Here is a 23,129-nt window from a genome sequence, read left to right as displayed (position 1 = left end):
GGCCTGGAAGCCGGGGCGGGCGCCTTCTCACATCAGCGGAGCCGCGCTCGTCGGTGACCTGCGGGTCAGACCTGCGGGACCGGGTAGGTCGGGTACTCGACGCCCGAGACGTGCTGGACGACGCGGATGACCTGGCACGAGTAGCCGAACTCGTTGTCGTACCACAGGTAGAGGATCGCGTTGTCGCCGTCGACCTTGGTCGCGCCGGCGTCGACGATCGAGGCGTGGCGCGAGCCGACGAAGTCCATCGAGACGGCGTCGGGGGCCGTGGTGAAGTCGATCTGGCGCTTCAGCGGCGAGTGCAGCGAGACGTCACGGAGGTAGTCGAGGACTTCCTCGCGGGTGGTCTCGCGGCCCAGGCGCAGGCTGAGGATGGCGATCGAGACGTCCGGGACGGGGACGCGGATCGAGCTGCCGGTGATGGGCGCCTTGAGGTCGGGCAGGGCCTTCGCGACGGCGGAGGCCGCACCGGTCTCGGTGATGACCATGTTCAGCGGCGCGGAACGGCCGCGGCGGTCGGCCTTGTGGTAGTTGTCCAGCAGGTTCTGGTCGTTCGTGAACGAGTGGACGGTCTCCACGTGACCGCGCAGGACGCCGTACTCGTCGTCCATGGCCTTCAGCGGCGGCACGATCGCGTTCGTGGTGCAGGACGCGCAGGACAGGATCTGCTCGTCCGGCTTGATCGTGTCGTGGTTGACGCCGTGGACGATGTTCGGGACGTCGCCCTTGCCCGGGGCGGTCAGGACGACCTTGTCGATACCGGGGCGCAGGTGCTTCGACAGACCCTCGCGGTCGCGCCACTTGCCCGTGTTGTCGATGAGGATGGCGTCCTTGATGCCGTACGCCGTGTAGTCGACCTCGGAGGGGTCGTTGGCGTAGATCACCTTGATCGCGTTGCCGTTGGCGAAGATCGTGCTCGTCGCCTCGTCCACGGTGATGGTGCCCTGGAACTGACCGTGGATGGAGTCGCGGCGCAGCAGCGAGGCGCGCTTGACGATGTCCTGCTCGCCGCCCTGGCGGACGACGATGGCGCGCAGGCGCAGCCCGTTGCCCGAACCGGCCTTCTCGATGAGGAGGCGGGCGACGAGGCGGCCGATGCGGCCGAAGCCGTAGAGGACGACGTCGCGACCCTCGCGGCGCTCGATCTTGTTGGCACCCGTGGCGCCGGCGACGGCCTCGGCGGTGAACGCCTCGACCGAGAGGCCGCGGCCGTCGGTCTTGTACGTCGCGGCGAGCATGCCGAGGTCGATCTGGGACGGGCCGAGATCAAGGGTGGCGAGGGCCTGGAGGAACGGCAGGGTCTCGGTGACCGAGAGCTCCTCACCGGCGATCTGCCGGGCGAACCGGTGGGTCTTCAGAATGCTGACGACCGACTTGTTCACCAAGGAGCGGCTGTGGAGCAGGATCGTTACGTCCCGTTCCCGGTGCAGCTTCCCGATGATCGGGATCATCGATTCCGCGATCTCCTCGCGGTTTTTCCAGTTGGTGAACGAGTCATCTTTGACAGTCACAGGTTTATCTTTCGAGCTAGGCGGCGCTCATATGCTAACCCCTTGTTCGTTTGATCACCCAGGGGGGTGCCCCTCCCCCGGCCCCGCCCCGATCGGCGCGCCGGCGGATCCCGAGTGGATCTCCGACGGAGGGGCGCGCACCCGTGTCGCGTACGGCCTACGGGGCGGGTCGCGCGGCGGGGTCGGCGCCCGCCGGGACCTCCAGAATCCTGCCGTCGACGCCGGCGCGGTAGAGCCGGCCCGCCGCGAAGCCGGTGTCGCCGCGCCCGTGGGTGAGTTGGGTGGAGAGGTGCAGCCCCGAGGCCACGGCGCACAGGCTGTCGCCCTCCGCCCGCCAGATCTGGCCCGAGGCGTGGGTGGAGATCAGCGGGCGTCCGCCGCCGTCGAGGGTGAGGCCGTCGGGCAGGGCCAGGGCGTCGGACGGGGCGGTGGAGATCCAGCGCCGGGGGTGGTCCGGGTCCGACACGGGGATCCGGTACAGGCCGGGGGCGAGCGTGGTCTGGACGACGTAGACCTGGGAGCCGTCCGGGGAGACGGCGATCCCGTTGGGCTGCGGGACGCGCGCCCAGGCGGGGTCCACGCGCCCGTCCGGGGTGACGCGGCCGATGTTCCGACCGCCCAGGGTCGTGGTGTACACGGTTCCGTCGGGTGCGAGGGCCACTCCGTCGATGCCGCCGAGGCCGGAGGCGTACGTACTGACCGCGCCGGACTCCGGGTCCACCAGCAGCAGCTCCGAGCGGGGGAAGAGATCACCCGTGAGGGAGTGCGCGAGGTCGTTGCCGGTGCCGACGAGGAGCTTGCCGTCGGGCCGGACCACGATCCCGCCGTTGGCGCCGATGCTGCCGGTGAGGGCGACCGGGGCACTGCCGGGCGAGTCGATGCGGTGGACGCGGCCCGTGTAGTAGGCGGTGGCGAACATCCGGCCCCGCGCGTCGACGGCGATCGACTCGACCCAGTCGGGCAGGCGTGCCACCTCGACGGGCGGGCCCGCGGCGGCGGGCGCGGCGCACGGGGGAGCCGCGTACGCCGGGCCCGGCGCGAGCACGCCCGCCGCCGCGACCAGGGCGACCACCGGCACGAGTGCGGGCCGCACGCGGCGGCGCAGCCCGCGCAGCAGTCGGGAGGCGGTGCGCACCGTGCGGGTCGGCCTCATCGGGATCCCCTCCGTCGTCGGCGGGCTGGTCCGCCGGGCGCAGTATCGGCGCCGCACCCGCCCCCGCACCAGCCCCCCGCCGCGACGGGGCCACCCCTCCCGGGCCGCCGGAGCCCGACCGTCAGACCGGATCCCGGCCGGGGTCCGCGGCGGCGACCTGGAACGCCGTGCCGAGACCGTCGGCGGCGCGACGGGGACCGGGCACCTGCCCCGGACCCCGTACGCCGGCCCGGGTGATGATCGAGTCGAGGATCTCCCCGACCCGCACGGCGGTGTTCGACAGCAGCGCCGAGGTGATGCCGTGGGTGTGCTCGGTACCGCCCTGGAGGTAGATGCCGCACCGCAGCGCGGGATCGGTGGTCACCCGGTAGTCCCGCTCCACCCGGACGCGGCCCTGGTCGTCGCGCAGGCAGTGGGCCTCGGCCTCGCCGAGGAGTCCGAGACCGTCGGCGGACCGGTATCCGGTCGCGTAGACCAGTACGTCGGCGTCGAGCGGCGTCCTGTCCCCCGTGACCAACGATTCGACGGTGGTGCGGACCTTTTCGGGGGTCTCCACGACGTCGGCGATCCGGGACACCTTGAGGAAGCGCAGCCGCTCGGTGCCGAGGACCTTCTCCTGGTACTCCTGGCGGTAGAGCTCGTCGATCAGGTCGACGTCCACGACGGAGTAGTTGGTGTTCCCGTGGTACTCGATCAGCTTGCGCTTGATCGCCTCGGGGGCGGTGAAGTACTCGTCCACCGCGGTCGGGTCGAAGATCCGGTTGGCGAAGCTGCTGTCGTCGGCGGGGCTGTAGCCGTAGCGGGAGAAGACGGCGCAGACCTCGGCGCGGGGGAAGGCGCGGTGCAGGAATGCCACGTTCTCGGCGGCGCTCTGGCCTGCGCCGACCACGATGAAGCGGGTCGGGTCGGCGTCCTTGAGGCCTTCCACCCGGGTCAGCAGGTCCGAGTTGTGCCAGACCCGCTCGGTGCGCTCGACGCCTTCCGGGAGGTGGGGCCGCAGCCCGGTGCCGATGACGAGGTTGCGGGCGCGGTGGACGACGCGTTCGGTTCCGGACCGGGCCGTGACGTCCACGTACTCGATCGCGCCGTCGCGCACGACGGGCCGGATGTCGACGACCTCGCACCCGTACGAGACCATGTCGTCGACCTTGGCCGCCGCCCACTCGAAGTAGTCGTGGAACTCGACGCGCAGCGGGAAGAGGTTCTTGTGGTTGACGAAGTCGATCAGCCGCCCCTTGCTCTTGAGGTAGCAGAGGAAGCTGTATTCGCTGGTCGGATTGCGCAGCGTCACCAGGTCCTTGAGGAAGGACACCTGCATGGTCGCGTCGTCGATCAACATGCCCCGGTGCCAGCCGAAGTGCGGCTGCCGCTCGAAGAAGTGAGCCGTGACCGCCTCCTGCCGTCCGACGCCTGCGTTGTGCTCGCTGAGCGCTATGGCCATGGCCACGTTGGACGGCCCGAAGCCGATTCCGATGAGGTCGTGGATCACTGGCGCGTCGTCAGGATGAGCCTCTGACATGTCACTCCCAATCGTGCGGGGCAGTCGCTTGCCGGGCATTGGGGAACCGGGGCAAGGCACACCGAAGGAGCGGCGGCCGAGCAGAACTTAGGCAAGGCTAACCTGATCTTCGAGTGATTGTCGATGGGCAAATCAGATCGACCCCCCGACTCGACATGCCGAACTCCCTTCGAAAGAAGCCCTATTGCGAAGCTTAGGTAAGCCTTGCTTTACTGGCGCAGGCTCGTGTCCCTGCCCGAACTCGCCCTCCCCGCGCACAACGCACCCCGGAAGGCGACGAGGTGCCCGCGACCGCTCACTCGCCCTCGATGGGCGGCCGGCACCCCGGCCGCCCTTGACCCCAAGGGAACATCACCCATGCGCACAGCACGGCCTCGGCACTACCTCATGTGCCGGCCCACGCACTTCGACGTGGTCTACTCCATAAATCCCTGGATGGATCCGAAGAAGCCCGTCGACACCCGGCTGGCCATCGCCCAGTGGGAGCAGCTGCGCGAGGTCTACCTGAGCCTCGGCCACACCGTCGACACGATCGAACCGCTGCCCGGCCTCCCCGACATGGTGTTCGCGGCGAACGGGGCCACCGTCATCGACGGCCGCGCGCTCGTCGCGCGCTTCCGGGACGCCGAACGCATCGCGGAGGGCCCCGCCTACCACGACTGGCTGCGCGACAACGGCTTCCCGGACCTGCGCACCGCCGACGTGGTCAACGAGGGCGAGGGCGACTACCTGCTCACCGGCGAATGGCTGCTCGCCGGCACCGGCTTCCGCAGCGACCCCCGCTCCCACGACGAGGCCCAGGAGTTCTTCGGCCGTCCCGTGATCGGGCTGACGCTCGTCGACCCGGACTACTACCACCTGGACACCGCGCTCACCGTCCTGGACGAGCGGACGATCGCCTACTACCCGGCGGCCTTCTCCCCCGGCAGCCTGGCCGTCCTGCGGCGCCTCTTCCCCGACGCGATCGAGGCAGACCCCGAGGACGCCGCCGTCTTCGGCCTCAACGCGACCTCGGACGGGTACAACGTCGTCCTGCCCCAGAACGCCTCCGGCCTCGCCGAGCGGCTGCGCGAGCGCGGCTTCAACCCGATCGGCGTCGACCTGTCCGAACTGCTCAAGGCCGGCGGCAGCGTGAAGTGCTGCACCCTGGAGCTCCGACCGGCCCCGTAGGGCACCCGGTCACAGTCCTGCCGGTCCCGCCCGTGGCCCCGGGGCCGGCCGGGTGCGGCGCCGTCGCGCGGACCGGACGTCCGCGCGGCGGCGCTGCCGCATCCCTTGCCGAAGAGGCGGCCTAGTCGGTGTCGTCGGCCGGCATGAAGGCCCGCAGGCCCGCGTGGGTGATCCGGCGTTCCTCCCACAGGAGGCGGGCCGACGGGGCCACTGCCGTGCTCCCGTACCGGCGCTGCGTCCAGCGGATCCGGGAGGCGCGCCGCGGCCCGTCCTGCGGGTCCGTGAGCGTGAAGCGCCCCAACGCCGTCCACGGCAGACCCGCGGCGAGCCGGGCGAGGCGCGCGGCGGTGACCTCCAGCGCCTCCGGGTCGACGCCCTCGTTCCCCCTCGCGCAGGCCATCAGCCTGTTGCCGTCGATGAACCACGGGTGGACGGTGTCGGAGAGGGCGTCGAAGCGCACGGCCGGCAGGCTCAGCAGGAAGTCGGCGAGTTCCTTGTTCTCGGTACGGCGCTCCAGGCGCGCCTCCCCCTCGACGAGGGCCTCGATCGGCCCGCGTCTGCCGTCCCAGGCGTACGCGGAGGACACGTAGGGCAGCGCGTGCGGCAGCTCCACCGACCAGACCGTCATGTAGTCCTTGGCGACCTCCAGCGCGACCGCGGGCTTCATGCAGGTGACGAGGCCTTCGAGGTCGTGGTGGTCGATGACCTCCAGGTCGAACACGGTGACCTCCAGGCCCTCCCGACGCATCCGGACGACGCCCTCCGCGACCAGCTCCCCGGCGTGACGGGCGAGGCCCACCAGCTTCTCCAGGTGCGGTGCCTCCTTGACCCGCTCCCCCATCGTCGCGCCGCCCTCCCAGTCCTTGCGGTCCTCGGGGATCCGCTGCTCGATCCGGCCGAAGCCGAGCGCGGACTGCGCGCAGGTCTCCTGGTAGGAGTGGCCGTTCTCGCGGGCGTACCGCTCGCGCCGTTCCAACAGCGCGGCGTGGGCCAGGACGGCCTCGGCGCGTTCGACCTCCAGGCCCCGCAGGTCCGCCTTGCGCCGACGGAAGCCCCATGTCCCGAAGCCGATCAGGATGACGGCCAGCACGATGCCGCCGGCGAGGAAGCCGATGAACAGCAGCGCGCCCAGGAAGGGCACGGTGACCAGGGCGGCCGTCACGTTCAGCAGGAGCCTGTTGGTCTTGAGCGGATGGTCGGGCAGGGGGAACCGGTGCACGGGCGGCGGCCTTTCAGGGGCGGGGGCGGGGCGGTCGGCGGGGAGGCCGACGGGGCGGTCGGCGGTCCGCCGGGCGGATCGGGCGGGCGCTGAGGAGCAGGACGAGGAACGCGGCCATGGCGAGGGTCGCGGGGCCGCCGGGCAGTCCGTTCAGCAGGCTCCGACCGAAACCCGTGACCGGCAACGGCCGGTAGGCGCCGGGCGTCGTACCGCCGAGCCAGACCCCGGAGCCCCCGTCGGTGTCGGCCGTGGCGTGCGCGAGGGCGGTGGCGACCGTGTCGGCCCGTTCGCGGTGGCGGCCCCGGAAGTCGGCCGCGCCGAGCCGCCGGAAGGCGATCCTGGAGAAGTCGACGCCGCCGAATACGTAGTGGCGCACGTCGGACGTTCCGCCCGGGAGCGGACGGCTGCGCGTCACGTCGAACTCGCCCCGGGTGTAGGACTCCACGTAACGGCGGAACACGTCCTTCGGGTCCCGGGGCCGGCGCGCCGCGAGGTGGGTGAGGTCCTCGCGGTCCACGAGGTCGGCGAAGGGGGCGGGGCCGCGTGCGGCGCGCAGCCGGTACCACTCGGCGGCGACGCGGCTGTGGTAGATCCTGCGCAGGGACGCGTACTCGGGCGCGGTGCGCACCTGCCGTTCCAGTTCGGGCAGGACCGTCCTGCGGAAGACGTCCGCGTTGTGGGCCTCGATGTCGGGGGACTGCTCCCGGCAGGAGGAGGTCACGCCGGCCGCGTTCCGGCCTTCGAGGTACTCGGTCTCCATGCGGACCGACAGCGGGGCGTCGAGGATGTGCAGCGCGTCGCCGTCGTCGCGGACGGTGGCCGGGGCGGGCACGATCCACTGGCGAAAGGAGATGCACCTGCCGCGCAGGCTCCCCCAGAAGGCGGGACCGAGCCGGGAGTCCGGGTGGATGAGCCGGCCCACGGTCCTCTTGAGTTCGAGGTCGGCCTCCAACAGGATGCGCCCGGCATCGGTACGGCCGAGGCCGGGGTCGATGATCCGTTCGGGTTCGACGGGGCTGAGGTTCACGGTCTGCTTGTGCGGGGGCAGCCGCAGCCAGACGAAGAAGGCGTCGGAGGCCTCCTGCGCCTCGAGCAGGCCCGCGTCGGGGGTTGCGGGCGGCGGGGCGTCCTCCGGCGCGGCGTCGGCCCGGAAGGCGTAGGCGAGTCCGCGGCCGACTGCGGCGCGGTCGGAGACGTAACGCAGTTCCAGGGTGGAGAAGTCGATGCCGCCCTGTTCGGTGCGGGCCTTGGAGAGCTCCTCGTAGAAGCCGCCGGAGGGGGTCTGCGGATCGCACCGGCGGGCGGCGAGGACCTGGCCCGCAGGAGCGGCCGGGCGGCACGGGGGCGCAGCGGCCGGGTCGGCCAGCAGGCGGAGAGCTGCCGCGGGCCGCGCTGCGGGCGCTGCGGAGCCGTCCGCCCCGGCCTCCCCCCGGCCCGCCTCCTCCCGCTTCTCCGACCCTTGCCGCCTGCCGTTCTTCGCGCCGCGCATCGAGTCGAGGGCGCGGCCCATGTCCTCGCTCGCGCTCGGCTCGCCCTTCCCGCGCCGCACAGTGCCGTTGTGGGTGACGTAGAAGACGGGGGTGCAGGGTGGGATCCGGGGTGCGCAGGTGGGGCACGGGGAGCGGTCCGAGTAGAGGGCCAGCATCCGGTCGTGCGGGACGGCGCTGTTCGTCAGGAAGTCGAGGATCCGCACCTCGGAGTGGTCGCGCGGTTTCTCCCAGCGCCGTTGTTCCTTGGGCTTCTTCAGGTCCGCCGGGTCGTTGGACTTGGTGACGATCAGGATGCGCTCGACCCCGGCCGGTGGGGCGAGGGCCTTGAGGAGCTCGGGGTCCTCGGCCGCGAGTTCCTTCACGTCCCGGACGGCGGTGCCCTTCCCCCGCGGCCGGATGCCCTCGATCCCGGTGACGTCGACGAAGGCGACGGCGACGTTGCGGCCCTCGTGCCCGCGCGTGTGGGTGAACGTCCTCTCGCGGAACGCGTGCGCGACCCGGCTGAAGGGATGGTTCGCGTACGTCACCCTCACGGGCTCCGGGCACGGCAGGGCGGCGGGGGCCGCCGCGGCCCCGCCGACCAGGGCGAGGACCACGGCGAGCACGAGGGCGCACGCGGTCGGGCGCCGCCCCGGCAGTGGACGCATGCGGGCAGACTAGGAGCCCGTGGGCACACCGCCCGCCTTTCCGGCCATGCTCCGATCATCATCCGATCGGAGCGCGCGGGAAACCCCGGTGGGCCGCCGCACGGTCATCCCCGGTCGGGGGCGGACGTTTCCGAACTGTTTCCGACGGCCCATCAGGTCATCCGTCCCGGACCCTTGACTCCGCTTGCACCAGGACCGATTCTCGTCGCACCGATTGTGCGGGGCATGACAATTCATGCCGGGATCCGACCGCGCCCCTCCGCCGACCGAAGACATGAGTGATGACCTTGACCCGACAGCCACACCGCAGGCGCAGCCCCCTCACGGTCCTGTCGTTGCTCCTCGCCGTCATGGCCATGGTGCTCGGGCCCGTGCCCAGTTCCTCGGCCGACGCCGGCTGGTGGAACCCGACGGCCCGGCCCGCGCCGGACTCCGAGATCAACGTCACCGGCGAACCCTTCAAGGGGACCGACGCCCAGGGCAAGGTCCGCGGCTTCGTCGACGCGCACGACCACCTGATGTCCAACGAGGGCTTCGGCGGCCGACTCATCTGCGGCAAGCCGTTCTCCGACATGGGGGTCGCCGACGCGCTCAAGGACTGTCCCGAGCACTACCCGGACGGCTCCCTCGCGATCTTCGACTACATCACCAACGGCGGGGACGGCAAGCACGACCCCAACGGTTGGCCCACCTTCAAGGACTGGCCGGCCCACGACTCCCTCACCCACCAGCAGAACTACTACGCCTGGGTGGAGCGTGCCTGGCGCGGCGGCCAGCGGGTGCTGGTCAACGACCTCGTCACCAATGGCGTGATCTGCTCGGTCTACTTCTTCAAGGACCGCGGCTGCGACGAGATGACGGCCATCCGGCTGGAGGCGCAGAAGACCTACGACATGCAGGCCTTCGTCGACAGGATGTACGGCGGCCCGGGCAAGGGCTGGTTCCGCATCGTCACCGACTCCGCGCAGGCCCGCGACGTCGTCCAGCAGGGCAAACTCGCCGTGGTCCTGGGCGTGGAGACCTCCGAGCCCTTCGGCTGCAAGCAGGTCCTGGACATCGCCCAGTGCAGCAAGGAGGACATCGACCGCGGCCTGGACGAGTTGCACCGCCTCGGCGTGCGCAGCATGTTCCTGTGCCACAAGTTCGACAACGCGCTGTGCGGGGTCCGCTTCGACCAGGGCGCCCTCGGCACGGCGATCAACGTCGGCCAGTTCCTGTCCACGGGCACCTTCTGGCAGACGGAGAAGTGCGCCGGCCCGCAGCACGACAACCCCATCGGCCTGGCGGCGGCTCCCGCCGCGCAGAAGGAACTGCCCGCGGGCGTCGCCGTCCCCTCGTACGCGGCCGACGCGCAGTGCAATACGCGCGGGCTCACCGATCTCGGCGAGTACGCGCTGCGCGGCATGATGAAGCGCAAGATGATGCTGGAGATCGACCACATGAGCGTCAAGGCCGCGGGCCGGGCCTTCGACGTCCTGGAGTCCGAGTCGTACTCCGGGGTCATCTCCTCGCACAGCTGGATGGACCTCGACTGGACCGAGCGCGTCTACCGGCTCGGCGGTTTCGTGGCCCAGTACATGAACGGCTCCGAGGCGTTCAGCGCCGAGGCCGACCGGACGAAGGCGCTGCGCGACAAGTACAACGTCGGCTACGGGTACGGCACCGACATGAACGGCGTCGGCGGCTGGCCGGGCCCACGCGGCGCGGACACGCCCAACCCCGTGCGCTACCCGTTCCGCAGCACCGACGGCGGCTCCGTCATCGACAAGCAGACCACCGGGCAGCGGACCTGGGACCTGAACAAGGACGGGGCCGCGCACTACGGCCTGGTCCCCGACTGGATCGAGGACGTCCGCATCGTCGGCGGGCAGGACGTCGTGGACGACCTGTTCAAGGGCGCCGAGTCCTACCTGACCACCTGGGGCAACTCCGAGAAGCACAAGGCGGGGGTGAACCTCGCGGCCGGCGCCGCCGCCGGCGCCTCGTCCGCGGAGTGGTGGAACCCGTTCGTGAACTACTCGGCGGGCCAGGCCGTGGACGGCAACACGGGCACCCGCTGGGCGAGCGAGTGGAACGACGACCAGTGGCTGCGCGTCGACCTCGGCTCCTCCAGCCGGGTCGGCCGCGTCACCCTCGACTGGGAGCGCGCCTACGGCAGGGCGTACCGCATCGAGGTCTCCACGGACGGCACGAACTGGCAGCAGGTCTGGTCGACGAACGCCGGTGACGGCGGCCTGGACACGGCCCGCTTCTCCGGCGTGACGGCCCGCCACGTCCGCGTCCAGGGACTCCAACGAGCGACCCAATGGGGCTACTCCGTGCGCGAGTTCGGCGTCTACAGCAGCTGAGCGCACGGCGCACCGACCAGGACACGGGCCGGCCGGATTCCTTCCGGCCGGCCCGTGCGTCCTGCGAACGAGACGAAGGGAACCACCATGGCCCGGATGCCGTCGGCCGATCGGCGCCGCCAACTGACCGAGGCGGCGATCCGCGCGATGACCCGGGACGGCGTCGCCCGGACCACGACCCGCTCCATCGCGGCGGAGGCGGGCGTGTCGCTGAGCGTCTTCCACTACTGCTTCGACTCCAAGCAGGCGCTGCTGGAATCGGTGATCGAAGCGATCACCGCGCACTACGTGAGCGTGGTGAAGGAGGCGATCCGGCCGCGGTCCACCCTGCGCGAGACGGTCCGGGCCGGCTTCCAGGCCTACTGGGACCACGTGACGGAGCAGCCCGGCGAGCACATGCTCACCTACGAACTCACCCAGTACGCCCTGCGCCAGCCCGGCTTCGAGCACCTGGCGCGCCGGCAGTACGAGCTGTACTGCGTCACCTACGAGGAGCTCATCGGGCAGCTGCGCGACAGCATGGATCTCGAACTTCTGGTACCGGTTCCGGTGTTGGCCCGCTACCTGGCCGCCATGACCGACGGGCTGACCCTCAACGTCCTCGTCCTCTGCGACGAGACGGCGACCAAGGAGATCCTCGACATGATCACCGACCACGTCGCGGGGCTCGTGATCCCCCGGCCGCAGGCCGGTCCCTGACCCCCGTCGGCGGTCAGTCGTCCTTGGTGTGGTGCAGGCGCGCCCACATGGGCAGGACGAACCAGCACAGCAGGTACCAGGCCACCACTCCGCCCACCAGCCAGGGCACGAAGGCGTCGTGGGTGGCGACCCGCAGGATCAGGAAGAGCGCGGCCACCAGGGTCGCGAACAGCAGCACGAGCCCGACGGCGCAGAGGCGGGAGGCCCACGCGACCGCCTGCGGCTTCATGTGGCGGCCCGTGACGATCCGGTGGAAGACGACCGGCGCTATGAGGGCTCCGGTCGCGAGGGACCCGAGGACGACGGTGACGATGTAGAGCGTCTTGTCGGTCTGCGGCAGGCCCTGGAAGTGCGGGGTGAAGACGACGGTCAACAGGAAGCCGAACAGGATCTGTACGCCGGTCTGGGTGACCCGTATCTCCTGGACCAACTCCTCCCATTGACGGTCCGCGCGCTCCGCGGGGCTTTCGCTCCGGCCGTCATCGGGGGCGGCTCTTCTCATGGCTCCTCCATCGCTCCGGGTCGGGGGCCGCCTACCCGCAGGGGGCGGGCCCATGCGGGTCCTCCGCGTCGCCGCAGGAGTCCTCCTCGTCGCCGCAGGGGTCCTCCGGGTCCCCCTCGGCGGGGACGTGGATGTCCATGACGCAGATGTCGTCCCGGCGCTCCGGGCGCAGCGCGGCCAGACTGCGCGCCAGGCTCGCTCCGCCGCCCTCCTCGACGAGCCGTCGCGCGGTGGTGGCGAGCCGGGCCAGGCCGAGGTCTATGTCCTCCCCCGGTTCCTCGACGAGCCCGTCGGTGTAGAGGAGGAGGTGGTCGTCGGGCCGCAGGTCGAGGGCGCTCTGCTCGTAGACGGAGCCGAAGTCGGCTCCCAGGAGGGCGCCCGTGGGCTGCGGCAGGAACGAGGCCTCCCCGTCGCGGATCAGCAACGGGGGCAGGTGGCCCGCCCGCACCCAGGTCAGTCGGCGGTCCCAGGGCCGGTAGCGCCCCATGATCATGGTCGCGGTGGCCCCGTGCGTGTCGGTGGCCGTGTGGAGGAGGAGGCTGTTGAGCCGGCTCAGGGCGTCGGGCAGCTCCGACCCGGTGACGATCATGCCCTTGGCGGTGAACCGGAGTTGGGCCATGGTGCCGACGGCGTCCAGGCCGTGGCCGGCGACGTCCCCGAGGACGAAGAGGGCGCTGTCGTCGGGCAGTCCGATGGCGCTGTACCAGTCTCCGCCGACGTTCACCCCGCTGTCGGAGGGCAGGTAGGCGACGTCCACGCACAGCCCGGCCAGTTCCAGGGACTGCTCCTGCAGGGGCAGCAGCGCGTGCTGGAGCCGGGCGGCGAGGATCCGTTCGGCCTGGAGCATGCCGCGTTGGACCAGGACGGCGCGCTCGCTCTCGCGCAGGGCGAGTTCGGTGTCCCGCTGCGCCGAGAGGTCCTGGAAGAAGCCGTGGACCTCGACCGGGGTACCGGCCTCGTCGGTGCCTGCCTCGGCGACGATCCGCAGGTGGCGGATCCCGTCGGCGGTGGTGATGCGGAACTGCTGGTCGACGGCCCGGCCCTCGCCCAGCAGCCGGCGGACGGCGCCGCCGAGGCGTGGCAGGTCCTCCGGCACGAGGTGCAGGGGGAGTTCCTCCAGCGGCATGGGCCCCGCGGCCCGGTCGCGGCCGAAGATGACGAACACCTGGTCGGACCAGTTGATGACGTTCGTGACCAGGTCCCAGTCCGCCCAGCCGAGGTTCCCCAACCGCTGCATGTCGGCCAATCTGCGGGCCTCGCGGTCGCTGGTGTCGAGGCGGATCCAGGAAACGACCAGCCGGCCGCCCAACCGGGTCGCCCGGACCGCGTAGGAGGACTCGCGCGGCAGCCCGGCGGTCACCTCGTGGTAGGTGAAGGAGGGGCCGTAGTAGTCGGTTCCCGTGGTCAGCGTGTCCAGGTACCCCTCCCACAGGTCGGTGCCCGCGACCGTGGGGTACGTCTCCAGGATGCTGCGGCCGACGAGCTCCTTGCCGCGGCGGCCGGCCACGTCCACCGACGCGGGGGCGGCCGCGTCGATCCGGTAGTCCTCGACCTCGCCCGCCCCCGAGCGCAGCGGGGTGAGCAGGATCGCCGCGCCGGAGAGCGCGTCGAGGATCCGCTGCACGGCGGCCACGTCCGCCTCTCCCACCGGGTCGGTCGTGCCGGGCCGGCGCAGGTCGCGCAGCGGGCCCGCGCACATCCGGGCGGCCCGCCGCAGCAGGAGCCGGGTGTCGGGGGTGAAGGGGGCCCGGTGCGTCCGGAAGAAGCCGACGGCGGCGGTCGCGGGGCCCTCCGCGAACACCGGTACCCAGGCGCGGGACTGCCAGCGTTCGGGCGGGTCGCCGATGAGCTGGTAGCGCAGGGCGTCGCGCGCCGGATCCTCCAGCCAGACCGGTTCCCGGCCCGCGAGGGCGACCATGGCGGCGACCCCGCTCAGCGGGGGGACATGCCGCCACTGCTCGGCCAGGGCCTCGCTGATTCCGGCGGCTCCGGCCAGTTCCAGGCCGCCGGCGGGCGCCGCGGTGTAGATCATCACGGCGTCGATGTCCTCGGCGCCGCCCAGTACGGTCACCAGCAGCCCCGCGACCTCGTCCGCGCCGTGCACCCCGGCCAGTCCGTCGGCGAGCCGGGCGAGCAGCGGACGCCGCTTCCCGGCGGTGCGTGCCGGCCGGGCGAGGTAGCGCCCGGGGTCGAACGGCGACGGGTCCGGCGCCGCCCCGGGCTCTCCCGCGCCGGCTGCGGCGGGCGGTTCGGCGGGGGGCTCCGGGCGGGTGCGCAGGCCGCCGAGGGTGATCCAGCACTCCTCCATCAGGGTCCGGCCGCGCCGGTCCGCGCGCCGCAGCAGCAGGGCGTACGCCGCGTCGGCGCTCACGCCGGCCTGCGCCATGAGCACGCCCTTGGCCCGCTCCAGCACGGCCGTCGTGGAGGCGACCGCTTCCATGCCCTCCGCCTCGGCCCGCAACTTCGCCACGACCCTGGCCAGGGCCAGGACCTCGGGAGCGGAGCCGTCGCCGGGAAGCGCGGGATCGCTCTTCATGTTTCGAGGATGGCACGGGGCGGCCGGTATGGGCGGCTCAGCACGGCAGCGGGACGTCCACGGGGGCCACTGCGAGGCGGTCGACGACGGCGGTGAGGCTGCCGGTGCGGGCGAGGACGGCCCGCTGCCGGCTCGCGCCGGTGCCCCGGCGGCGCAGCCCCTCCCAGAGGGTCCGTGCCATATCCAGGTCGCCGGCGGCCGCGAGCCCGGGTGCGGCGCGGTCCAGCAGCCGCTCCACGAGCAGCTCGGCGGGCAGCTGCCGGCCGCTGCACGGGTCGGCGCCGGGGCCTTCGAGGCCTCCCCGCGCCGCCAGGGCGTGCGCGCCCCACAGGCGGTGCGGCGGCGCCGCCGGGGGCGGTACCCCGGCGTCCACGTCCCGCAGGAGGACGGCCGCCAGGCCCCGTACCAGGGCGGCCGTCAGGATCACGGTGTCCAGGTCGGCGTTGACGTCGGAAACCCGGATCTCCAGCGTCGGCACGTGTTCCGAAGGGCGGGCGTACCAGTACAGCATCCGGCGGTCGAGCAGCACCCCGGCGGCGACCAGGCCGTCGACGTGGGCGAGGTAGTGCGCCTCGTCGACCACGGGCGGGGGCCCCACCGTCGGCCAGCAGGAGAAGGCGACCGAGCGCCAGCTGTCGTGACCGGTGTCCCGGCCCGCCATGAAGGGCGAGTTCCCGGTCAGGGACTGGAGCACCGGCAGCCAGGGCCGCATGTGGCTCGCCAGGGCGAGGGCCCGCGGCCGGTCCAGGGTGCCGACGTGGATGTGACAGCCGCAGACGGCGGTGAACCGGTCGATGAGGTGCGCGGAGGAGCGGGCCATGCGCAGGTACCGTTCGTCGTCCGTCACCGTCAGGGGTTGCAGCGGCGCGATCACGGGGACTCCCGACGCCACCGGCAGGCAGCCCGCGGCGCGGGCCGCGCGCGTGGTGGTCTCCCGCAGCATCGACAGTTGTCCGCGCAGGTCCGCGAAGTCGGTGGTGGGCCGCGTACAGACCTCCACCTGGGCGTCGTAGAACTCGCTCTGGACCAGTTCGCCGAGCTCACGGGCCGCCGTGGCGATCACTTGCGGGCCCCGGTTGACAGGGGCCCTGGTGCCCCGGTCGACGAGGAGGTACTCCTCCTCGACTCCCACGGTCGGAACGTCCACGGGATCTCCTTGCCGACTGCGCCGAAGGACCGGACTCGGACGGCGCCTACCCCCTCGGCGCCCCCGCACCCCCCGTACCGCGGGTCACCCTCCGTCGGGTTCCGCCGCCCGCCAGACGGTGGTGATGTTGCAGAACTCGCGGATGCCGTGCCCGGACAGCTCCCGCCCGTAACCGGAACGCTTGACGCCGCCGAAGGGCAGAGCGGGATGGGAGGCGGTCATGCCGTTGACGAAGACGCCGCCCGCCTCCAGGTCGCGCACGAACCGCTCCAGGTCGGCGTCGTCGCGGGTCCAGACGTTCGAGCTGAGCCCGAAGGGGGTGTGGTTGGCCCGCTCGATGGCCTCGTCGAGGCCGCCCACCCGGTAGAGGGTGGCGACGGGCCCGAAGGTCTCCTCCAGGTCGATGCGCATCCCGTCGGTGATGTCGGCGAGGACCGTCGGCTCGTAGAACCAGCCCTCCTCGTGCTCCGGCGGGCGGCGCCCGCCGCACAGGACGGTGGCGCCGAGGCCCACGGCGTCCTCGACGAGTTCCTCCACGTCCCGGCGACCGCTCTCGGTGGCCAGCGGGCCGACGTCGGTGGTGTCGAGCATCGGGTCGCCCACCGTCAGTGCCTTCATGCCGTCCGTGAAGTGCCGGGCGAAGGCGTCGTAGACGTCGGTGTGCACGATGAACCGCTTGGCGGCGATGCAGGACTGGCCGTTGTTCTGGACGCGGGCGGTGACGGCGGTGCGGGCGGCGCGGGCGACATCGGCCGAGGGCATCACGACGTACGGGTCGCTGCCGCCGAGCTCCAGGACGGTCTTCTTGACCTCGTCGCCGGCGGCCGCCGCGACGGCGCGCCCGGCGGGTTCGCTGCCGGTCAGGGTGGCCGCGGCGACCCGCGGATCGCGCAGGACGGCTTCCACGGCTCCCGAGCCGATGAGCAGGGTTTGGAAGCAGCCGCGCGGGAAGCCCGCCCGGTGGAAGAGTTCGCCCAGGTAGAGGGCGGTCTGCGGGACGTTCGAGGCGTGTTTGAGCAGGCCCACGTTGCCGGCCATCAGGGCGGGCGCGGCGAACCGTACGACCTGCCACAGCGGGAAGTTCCAGGGCATGACGGCCAGGACCACGCCGACGGGCCGGTAGAGGACCCGGACCGACGAGGCTCCCGCGTCGCGCACGTCGGCGTCCGCGGGGTGCTCGTCGGCGAGGAGGCCCTCGGCGTGCGCGGCGTACCAGCGCATCGCCTTGACGCACTTGGCGGCCTCGGCCCGGGCCGCCGCCAGCGGCTTGCCCATCTCGGTGGTCATGGTGCGGGCGACGGCCTCCGCGTCCTCCTCCAGGAGGTCCGCCGCCCGGGACAGCAGCGCGGACCGTTCGGCGAAGGTGGTGCGCCGGTAGGTGGCGGCCGTGCGTGCCGCTTCGGCCAGGCGCTCCTCGATGCCGTCGGCGTCGAGCGGGTCGAAGGTCCGCAGCGTCCTGCCGTTCGTGGGGTTCACGGTGGCGATGCTCATGGTCCGCCCTTCCTCGGAGGGAACCGCCCCATAGACCCTGCCCGCCGGGTCACCGCGGCGCAACGCGAGGGCCGGTACCCGGGTGCTCCTGCGGGCGCCGCACCGCCACGGATTGCGGGCCCCGGGGGGCGGACGCATGGTGAGGATGCAACGTCCCCCCAGGAAGGAACGACCCCGTCATGGGCAAGGCAAAGGCGAAGGCCAAGCAGGTCAAGGGCAAGATGAAGGAAACCGCGGGCAGCGCGATGGACGACCACCGCATGCAGGCGGAGGGCAGCGCCGAGCGGATGAGCGGCAAGGCCGAGGAGATGGTCGCGAAGGCGACGGACGCGATGAACAAGTCCAAGGGCCGGCACTGACGGAGCGTCCCCCGGTGACCGGCGCCCCCGTGCGGGGGCGCCGGTCACCGGCGTGAGGAGCCCACCCGTCGAGGGGTGACGTCGGGGGCGGCGTCGCGGCGGGACCGGACTACGGTCGGCCGCGCGGCTTGCCGCGCTTGGCGGCCTTGGGAGCGGCGGAGCCGCCGCGCGGGTTCTTGCCGGCCTGCTTGCCGCCGCCCGATTTCCCGCCCGATTTTCCGCCGGCCCTCGCGGCCGGGTTCTTGCCCTTGCCGCCGGCCGCGTCCGGGCGCTTGCGCTGCTTGGGCTGCGGCGGCGTCGGCGGACGGCCGCGCGTGCTGTTCACGGTCCGGCCGCGGACGATGCCGATGAATTCCTCGACCAGGTCGGTGGTCTTCTCCTCCGGCCAGGACAGCGCGATCCGCGATTCCGGGGCGTCCGACACGGTCCGGTACGTGAGGTCCTTGCGGTGGTGGAGCCGCGCCAGGGACTGGGGGACGACGAGGACGCCGATGCCCGCCGCGACCAGCTCGATGGCGTCCGCCGTGGTCTCGGGGCGTTCGAAGGCGGGCTTGCCCGGGAGGGTCTCCCAGGGGAGGACGTCGTCCAGGGGGTTCAGCACGATCTCGTCGGCGAGGTCCCCGGTCGACACCTCTTCCGCCGAGGCCACCAGGTGGTCCTTGGGGATGACGACCACGGTCGTCTCGGTGTACAGCGGGATGGCGCTGAGGTCGGTCCGGTCGACGGGCAGCCGCACGAAGCCCGCGTCGGCACCGCTGCCGCGCAGCAGGTCGAACGCTTCGGCGGCGGGCACTCCGACGAGGGTCAGGGGGACGTCGGGCAGCCGCTCGTTCCAGATCCGCACCCACTTGGTGGGCGTCACTCCCGGGACATAGGCGAGCCGGAACGAAGGGGAAGTTTCCGAGCCTGTCACCCCGCCAGGTTACCGGTCGTGGTCGGAGGTAGCGCACACGCTCGATACCCTTGACCTCATGACGTCGCACCAGAGCACCCAGACGATGAAGCCCGCCACCGCGGCGAAGAAGCTGGGTGTGTACCTCGAAGCCACCCCCGCCGAGTTCCAGGAGGGTGTGGTTTCGCGCACCGAGCTGAACGCCCTCCAGACCGATCCGCCCGCGTGGCTGGTCGAACTGCGGCAGAACGGTCCGCACCCCCGCCCCGTGGTCGCGGCGAAGCTCGGCGTCTCCATCGCCGGTCTCGCGCGCGGCGGAGTCACCGAGGCCCTGACCACGGAGCAGATCGACGCCGTGAAGCAGGAGAACCCCGAGTGGCTGCAGAAGGAGCGCGCCACCCAGGCGGAGGTCCGCAAGGAGACCGTCCGCATCAAGGAGAAGAACGCCGAGAAGGCGGAGAAGGCGCAGCGCGACCAGCAGTAGGACCAGCAGTAGTGGGCGGCCGGGCGGCGTTCCCGCCCCCGCCGCTCCCCCGGTCCCGGCCGACGATCGTCGCCGGGGACCGGTCCGACCGCTGTCCCGGCCCGTCGGCCGCGGCCGGTGTCAGCTGCCGGTGAGGCCCGGGCGGAGGCGTGCCGGGGGCGCCGAGCAGAGGGTGCGCCGGGCCCTTCTCCACGACGCGTCCCGCGTCGAGCACCGCGATGCGGTCCGCGAGGGCGGCGGCCGCCGCGAGTCCTTGCCGATCGGGAGCAGGCCGAGCCGCTCCGCTCCCACCCCGTCGCGGGTCGCGGGCCGTGGGTTCCGGTTCCCGCTCGGCTCCCCCCTCCCGCGCCGGCATCCCGGCGCACGGGTCCACGGGTTCGACGACCGGCGGGTGACCGGTCCCCCTGGCCGCGCCCGGATGCGTCGCAGACCTCCGAGCATGATCCGGAACCCCAGTCTCCGCCATTGCACGGCGGATCGGACCCTTGCGGCAGACCGCTTCGACGACGTTGACGTCCGGTCCGGACGGGCGCAGCCGCCGGGTGGTGCGGGCGACCGCGGACGGGAGGTGGCCGCAGCAGCGGTCGACCCCGTCGGCACCTGTTCAAGGGCCCGAGGCCGCTCGGAGGGGGATCCGTACCGGACCCGGCGGGTCGACAGGGGCGGCCGGCACGGCCTCCGCATCATGGCGGGAGCCTCGTCACGGGTGGCCGGAAACTGAACTTGCCGCACCAGGTGAGGCATACCTAACCTGTGCTCGCCCGGCCATCGGCCGGCCACACTTCGGCCACCGTCCCCACCGAAGGAGCCTCCCCCCATGCCCGAACGCCTCGACGCGGTACGGCCGTACGCCGTCTCGCTCTTCCGGATCGTCACCGGCCTCCTCTTCGCCTGCCACGGCGCGGCCTCCCTCTTCGGCGTCCTGGGCGGTGCCCGCGGCGGCGGCACGGTGCCCGTCGGCGACTGGCCCGGCTGGTACGCGGCCGTCATCCAACTCGTCGCCGGCACCCTCGTGCTGCTGGGCCTCGGCACCCGCTCGGCGGCGTTCGCGGCGTCCGGTTCGATGGCCTACGCCTACTTCACCGTCCACCAGCCGCAGTCCCTGATGCCCCTTCAGAACGGCGGCGAGGCCTCGGCGATGTTCTGCTGGGCCTTCGCCCTGCTGATCTTCACCGGGCCCGGTGCCCTCGCCCTCGACGGACTGTTCGCGGACCGCGCCCGCCGGGACCGCGCGGAGGCCCGCCCGGAGGCCGCGATCGCCTGAGGAATCGTTCCGCCGCAACGGGGTCCGTGGCGCCCGACCCGTCCGACGGGGTCGGGCGCCACGGACCGCACGAACCGCCCCGACCGCTCCGCGGGGCGACCCCGGCCCCGTGGCCGGCCGAGTGGCGTCTGAAACCCGTTCGTCCGTACGGCGTTAGACGGTTCGGACCGGCGTGCGCGCCAGCGCACCGTGCCGGTCCGGTCTGATGCCGACGGAAGTACGAGGAGCGAAATGACGGACCCGATGCCCGCCGGACCCGGTCGCAGGAGACTGGCAGCCCGATGCCGGCGGATCACCGAGGACAGCTCGTTCGGGATGGCCGTCTTCGTCGTGATCCTGCTCAACGCGGCCCTGATGGGGGCGGAGACGTACAGCGGGCTCGCCCGGAGCCACCGGGAGGTGCTGGGCATCGCCGAACAGTGCTGCCTCGCCCTGTTCACCCTGGAGATGCTGCTGCGCATCGGTTCGTTCACCGACCGGCCGAAAGCATTCTTCCGGGACCCCTGGAACGTCTTCGACCTGGTGATCGTCGCCTCGGCGTTCGTACCGCTGCTGCGCGAGAACACCACCGTGCTGCGACTGCTGCGACTGGCCCGCGTGCTGCGCACCGCCCGGTTCCTGCCCCACCTGCGCATCCTGCTGGTCGCGGTCGGGCGCAGCCTGCCGGGCACCGCCAGCTTCCTGTTCGTCGGCGCGCTGGTGCTTTACGTGTACGCGATGGTCGGCTGGGTCTGCTTCGCGGAATCGGACCCGCAGCACTACGGCTCGATCGGGCGGGCCTCCCTCACCCTCTTCCTGCTCACCACCCTGGACGGTCTGACCGATGCCGTCCGGGCCGGTCTGCAGATCTCCCGGTTCAGCATCGTCTACTACGCCTCGTACGCGCTGCTCGCCTCGTTCGTCCTGGTCAACGTCCTGATCGGGGTGGTGCTCAACTCCCTCGACGAAGCCCGGGAGATGGAGGCGGAGGACAAGCGGGCGCGGGACCGCGCCGAGGGTGCGAACGATCCCGCCGGGGAGGTGCGGGAGCGGATCGTGGCGGCCCGGATGGCCCTGGACGACCTGGAGGCGAGTCTCGCCGACGTCCCGCCCTCCCCCGCCGCCGGGAACCGGGGGAAGGAACGGGAAAGGGAACTGGAGTCGGCCGTGTAGGGCGGCCCGAGCGTCCTTGACCAGGGCGGGAGCGGGACGGGGCCCGGGGCGGGCTGTGACGGAAGTCTGACGAGCGGCCGGTCGCCCTGGCGCCCGGGGCGGCCGCGGTGGTCGAATCGAGGGGTGAGCACGCACGAGGACACCGGAACGGGCACCGGACCGCGGGAGGACCCGGGCACCGGCACCGGGCGGGCCGCCGAAGGGCCCGACGGCCACGGCAGCCCGGTCGGCCGCCGGCTGGTGCTGGGAATGGCCGGCCTCGGCGCCCTGGGGCTGGCCGCCTCGCCCTGGCTGCGCCGGGCGGCCGAGGCAGGTCTCGGCGCCGTCGCGGGCAAGGATCCGACGGGCCTGACCGGGATGCTGCCCAACGGGGGCGGCTTCCGCTACTACTCGGTGGCCTCCTCCGTGCCCGAACGCGGCCCGGCGGACTACCGCCTCACGATCGGGGGCCTGGTCGAGCGGCCGGTCTCGTACCGGCTCGACGAGCTGCTCGGGATGCCGCAGACCCGGGTGGTGCGCGACGTCCAGTGCGTCACCGGCTGGCGGGTGCCGGCCACCCCCTTCGAGGGCGTGCCCGTGTGGCGGCTCCTGGACGCCGCGGGGGTGCGGCCCGAGGGGCGGGCCATCCGCTTCGACTGCTTCGACGGGACCTACACGGAGAGCCTCACCCTCCCGCAGGCCCGCCGCGAGGACGTCATGGTGGCCCTGCGGATGCAGGACCGGCCGCTGAGCCACCGGCACGGCGGACCGGTCCGGCTGTACGTGGCACCGATGTACTTCTACAAGTCCGCGAAATGGCTCTCGGGGATCACCGTGACCCGTGACGTGGAACCCGGCTACTGGGAGAAGCTCGGCTACGACGTCGACGCCTGGGTCGGCAAGTCGAACGGACGCGACGATGCACCCACAGCCTGACCTCCCGCCCCGCGTGAGGCGGTTCAGCCGTGCCGAGCGCTGGATCCACCGGGTCACGGCCGCCCTCATGGGCGTGTGCGTGGCCTCCGCCGGCTGTCTGTACCTGCCACCGCTGGCGGAGCTCGTCGGGCGCCGCCACCTGGTCGTCACCGTCCACGAATGGTCGGGGCTGCTCCTGCCGGTGCCCCTCCTGGCGGGTCTGGCCTCCCGGGCCTTCCGTAGCGACCTGCGGTTCCTGAACCGGTTCGGGCCGCACGACCGGGTCTGGTTGCGCTCGGCGCTGCGCCGCCGCGGGCCGAGGCCGGCGGGCAAGTTCAACGCGGGGCAGAAGCTGTACGCGGCCTGGCTGGCCGGAGCGGTCCTGGTGATGCTGGGCACCGGACTGCTGATGTGGTTCACGGGGCTCGCCCCGCTGGTCGTGCGCACCGGGGCGACGTTCGTCCACGACTGGCTGGCACTGGCCGTGGGGATCGTGCTCGCCGGGCACATCGGCAAGGCGCTGGGCGACCCGGAGGCCCGGCGCGGCCTGCGCACCGGTTCCGTCGCCCGGTGGTGGGCCGAGCACGAGCACCCGTTGTGGCGGCCCGGCGACGGACCCCGCTGAGCCCCCGCCCGTCGGACGGGGGCCCTG

General features: G+C 72.4%; 19 protein-coding genes. 9 read left to right on the top strand and 10 right to left on the bottom strand.

Features of this window, described 5'->3' with window-relative positions; all coding sequences use genetic code 11:
• Positions 1–65 precede the first annotated feature (65 nt).
• The 3 genes from ACFVS6_RS18415 to ACFVS6_RS18405 form a co-directional block, all read right to left on the bottom strand.
• A complete protein-coding gene (locus ACFVS6_RS18415) occupies positions 66–1,511 on the bottom strand; it encodes a glyceraldehyde-3-phosphate dehydrogenase (protein WP_389704923.1) in 1,446 nt (481 codons plus the stop codon).
• A gap of 157 nt (positions 1,512–1,668) precedes the next feature.
• Positions 1,669–2,664, bottom strand: coding sequence for an SMP-30/gluconolactonase/LRE family protein (locus ACFVS6_RS18410; protein ID WP_389704921.1), 996 nt, complete (start codon positions 2,662–2,664; stop codon positions 1,669–1,671).
• Between the two features lie 121 nt (positions 2,665–2,785).
• The gene (locus ACFVS6_RS18405) at positions 2,786–4,183 is read right to left on the bottom strand and encodes a lysine N(6)-hydroxylase/L-ornithine N(5)-oxygenase family protein (RefSeq protein WP_389704919.1); all 1,398 of its coding nucleotides are present in this window, start codon (positions 4,181–4,183) and stop codon (positions 2,786–2,788) included.
• Positions 4,184–4,540: 357 nt separating this feature from the next.
• Between ACFVS6_RS18405 and ddaH the strand changes: the two genes are divergently transcribed.
• Positions 4,541–5,353 carry a dimethylargininase gene (gene ddaH / locus ACFVS6_RS18400; RefSeq protein ID WP_389704918.1) on the top strand — a complete coding sequence of 271 codons (813 nt, stop codon included), beginning with the start codon at positions 4,541–4,543 and terminating at the stop codon, positions 5,351–5,353.
• 121 nt (positions 5,354–5,474) lie between these two features.
• Here the strand turns inward: ddaH and ACFVS6_RS18395 are convergent, their stop codons facing one another.
• Positions 5,475–6,572 (bottom strand): hypothetical protein, encoded by a 1,098-nt coding sequence (locus tag ACFVS6_RS18395; RefSeq protein WP_389704917.1) that lies wholly within the window; start codon positions 6,570–6,572, stop codon positions 5,475–5,477.
• Positions 6,573–6,585: 13 nt separating this feature from the next.
• Positions 6,586–8,709, bottom strand: a complete 2,124-nt coding sequence (locus ACFVS6_RS18390) for a hypothetical protein (protein WP_389704915.1) — start codon at positions 8,707–8,709, stop codon at positions 6,586–6,588.
• A 350-nt stretch (positions 8,710–9,059) separates the two neighbouring features.
• Between ACFVS6_RS18390 and ACFVS6_RS18385 the strand changes: the two genes are divergently transcribed.
• Both ACFVS6_RS18385 and ACFVS6_RS18380 read left to right on the top strand, forming a co-directional pair.
• Positions 9,060–11,057: a discoidin domain-containing protein gene (locus tag ACFVS6_RS18385; RefSeq protein WP_389704940.1), complete on the top strand. Its 1,998-nt coding sequence runs from the start codon at positions 9,060–9,062 to the stop codon at positions 11,055–11,057.
• Between the two features lie 87 nt (positions 11,058–11,144).
• Positions 11,145–11,756, top strand: coding sequence for a TetR/AcrR family transcriptional regulator (locus ACFVS6_RS18380; protein WP_389704914.1), 612 nt, complete (start codon positions 11,145–11,147; stop codon positions 11,754–11,756).
• Positions 11,757–11,769: 13 nt separating this feature from the next.
• Here ACFVS6_RS18380 and ACFVS6_RS18375 read toward each other — a convergent pair whose 3' ends face one another.
• From ACFVS6_RS18375 to ACFVS6_RS18360, 4 genes are all read right to left on the bottom strand, one after another.
• A complete protein-coding gene (locus ACFVS6_RS18375) occupies positions 11,770–12,258 on the bottom strand; it encodes a DUF6328 family protein (RefSeq protein WP_389704912.1) in 489 nt (162 codons plus the stop codon).
• 31 nt (positions 12,259–12,289) lie between these two features.
• On the bottom strand, positions 12,290–14,794 hold the full coding sequence (locus tag ACFVS6_RS18370) for a SpoIIE family protein phosphatase (protein ID WP_389704911.1): 2,505 nt from the start codon (positions 14,792–14,794) through the stop codon (positions 12,290–12,292).
• A 37-nt stretch (positions 14,795–14,831) separates the two neighbouring features.
• Positions 14,832–15,941: a glutamate--cysteine ligase gene (locus ACFVS6_RS18365; RefSeq protein ID WP_389704909.1), complete on the bottom strand. Its 1,110-nt coding sequence runs from the start codon at positions 15,939–15,941 to the stop codon at positions 14,832–14,834.
• A gap of 84 nt (positions 15,942–16,025) precedes the next feature.
• Entirely contained in the window at positions 16,026–17,432 is a 1,407-nt protein-coding gene (locus ACFVS6_RS18360; RefSeq protein ID WP_389704907.1) for an NADP-dependent succinic semialdehyde dehydrogenase, read from the bottom strand.
• A 179-nt stretch (positions 17,433–17,611) separates the two neighbouring features.
• Between ACFVS6_RS18360 and ACFVS6_RS18355 the strand changes: the two genes are divergently transcribed.
• Positions 17,612–17,791: a CsbD family protein gene (locus ACFVS6_RS18355; RefSeq protein WP_389704905.1), complete on the top strand. Its 180-nt coding sequence runs from the start codon at positions 17,612–17,614 to the stop codon at positions 17,789–17,791.
• A gap of 109 nt (positions 17,792–17,900) precedes the next feature.
• Here ACFVS6_RS18355 and ACFVS6_RS18350 read toward each other — a convergent pair whose 3' ends face one another.
• Positions 17,901–18,704 (bottom strand): LysR family substrate-binding domain-containing protein, encoded by an 804-nt coding sequence (locus tag ACFVS6_RS18350; RefSeq protein WP_389704904.1) that lies wholly within the window; start codon positions 18,702–18,704, stop codon positions 17,901–17,903.
• 58 nt (positions 18,705–18,762) lie between these two features.
• On the opposite strand from ACFVS6_RS18350, the gene ACFVS6_RS18345 reads away from it, so the two are divergent.
• The 5 genes from ACFVS6_RS18345 to ACFVS6_RS18325 all read left to right on the top strand — a co-directional run bounded on the left by ACFVS6_RS18345 (position 18,763) and on the right by ACFVS6_RS18325 (position 23,102).
• Positions 18,763–19,167, top strand: a complete 405-nt coding sequence (locus ACFVS6_RS18345; protein WP_389704902.1) for a DUF5997 family protein — start codon at positions 18,763–18,765, stop codon at positions 19,165–19,167.
• Positions 19,168–19,984: 817 nt separating this feature from the next.
• Positions 19,985–20,431 carry a DoxX family protein gene (locus ACFVS6_RS18340; RefSeq protein ID WP_389704900.1) on the top strand — a complete coding sequence of 149 codons (447 nt, stop codon included), beginning with the start codon at positions 19,985–19,987 and terminating at the stop codon, positions 20,429–20,431.
• A gap of 231 nt (positions 20,432–20,662) precedes the next feature.
• Entirely contained in the window at positions 20,663–21,583 is a 921-nt protein-coding gene (locus tag ACFVS6_RS18335) for an ion transporter (RefSeq protein WP_389704898.1), read from the top strand.
• Positions 21,584–21,706: 123 nt separating this feature from the next.
• Complete coding sequence (locus tag ACFVS6_RS18330; protein WP_389704896.1) at positions 21,707–22,498, top strand: molybdopterin-dependent oxidoreductase; 792 nt, start codon at positions 21,707–21,709, stop codon at positions 22,496–22,498.
• Entirely contained in the window at positions 22,482–23,102 is a 621-nt protein-coding gene (locus ACFVS6_RS18325; protein WP_389704894.1) for a cytochrome b/b6 domain-containing protein, read from the top strand. Before ACFVS6_RS18330 ends, ACFVS6_RS18325 begins: the two co-directional genes overlap by 17 nt.
• The last annotated feature ends 27 nt before the right edge of the window (positions 23,103–23,129 follow it).

The sequence above is a fragment of the Streptomyces sp. NPDC057939 genome (assembly GCF_042887545.1).
GTDB lineage: Bacteria > Actinomycetota > Actinomycetes > Streptomycetales > Streptomycetaceae > Streptomyces.
Note: the sequence above shows the minus strand (reverse complement) of the source record. Positions and strands in the feature narration are given on the sequence as shown.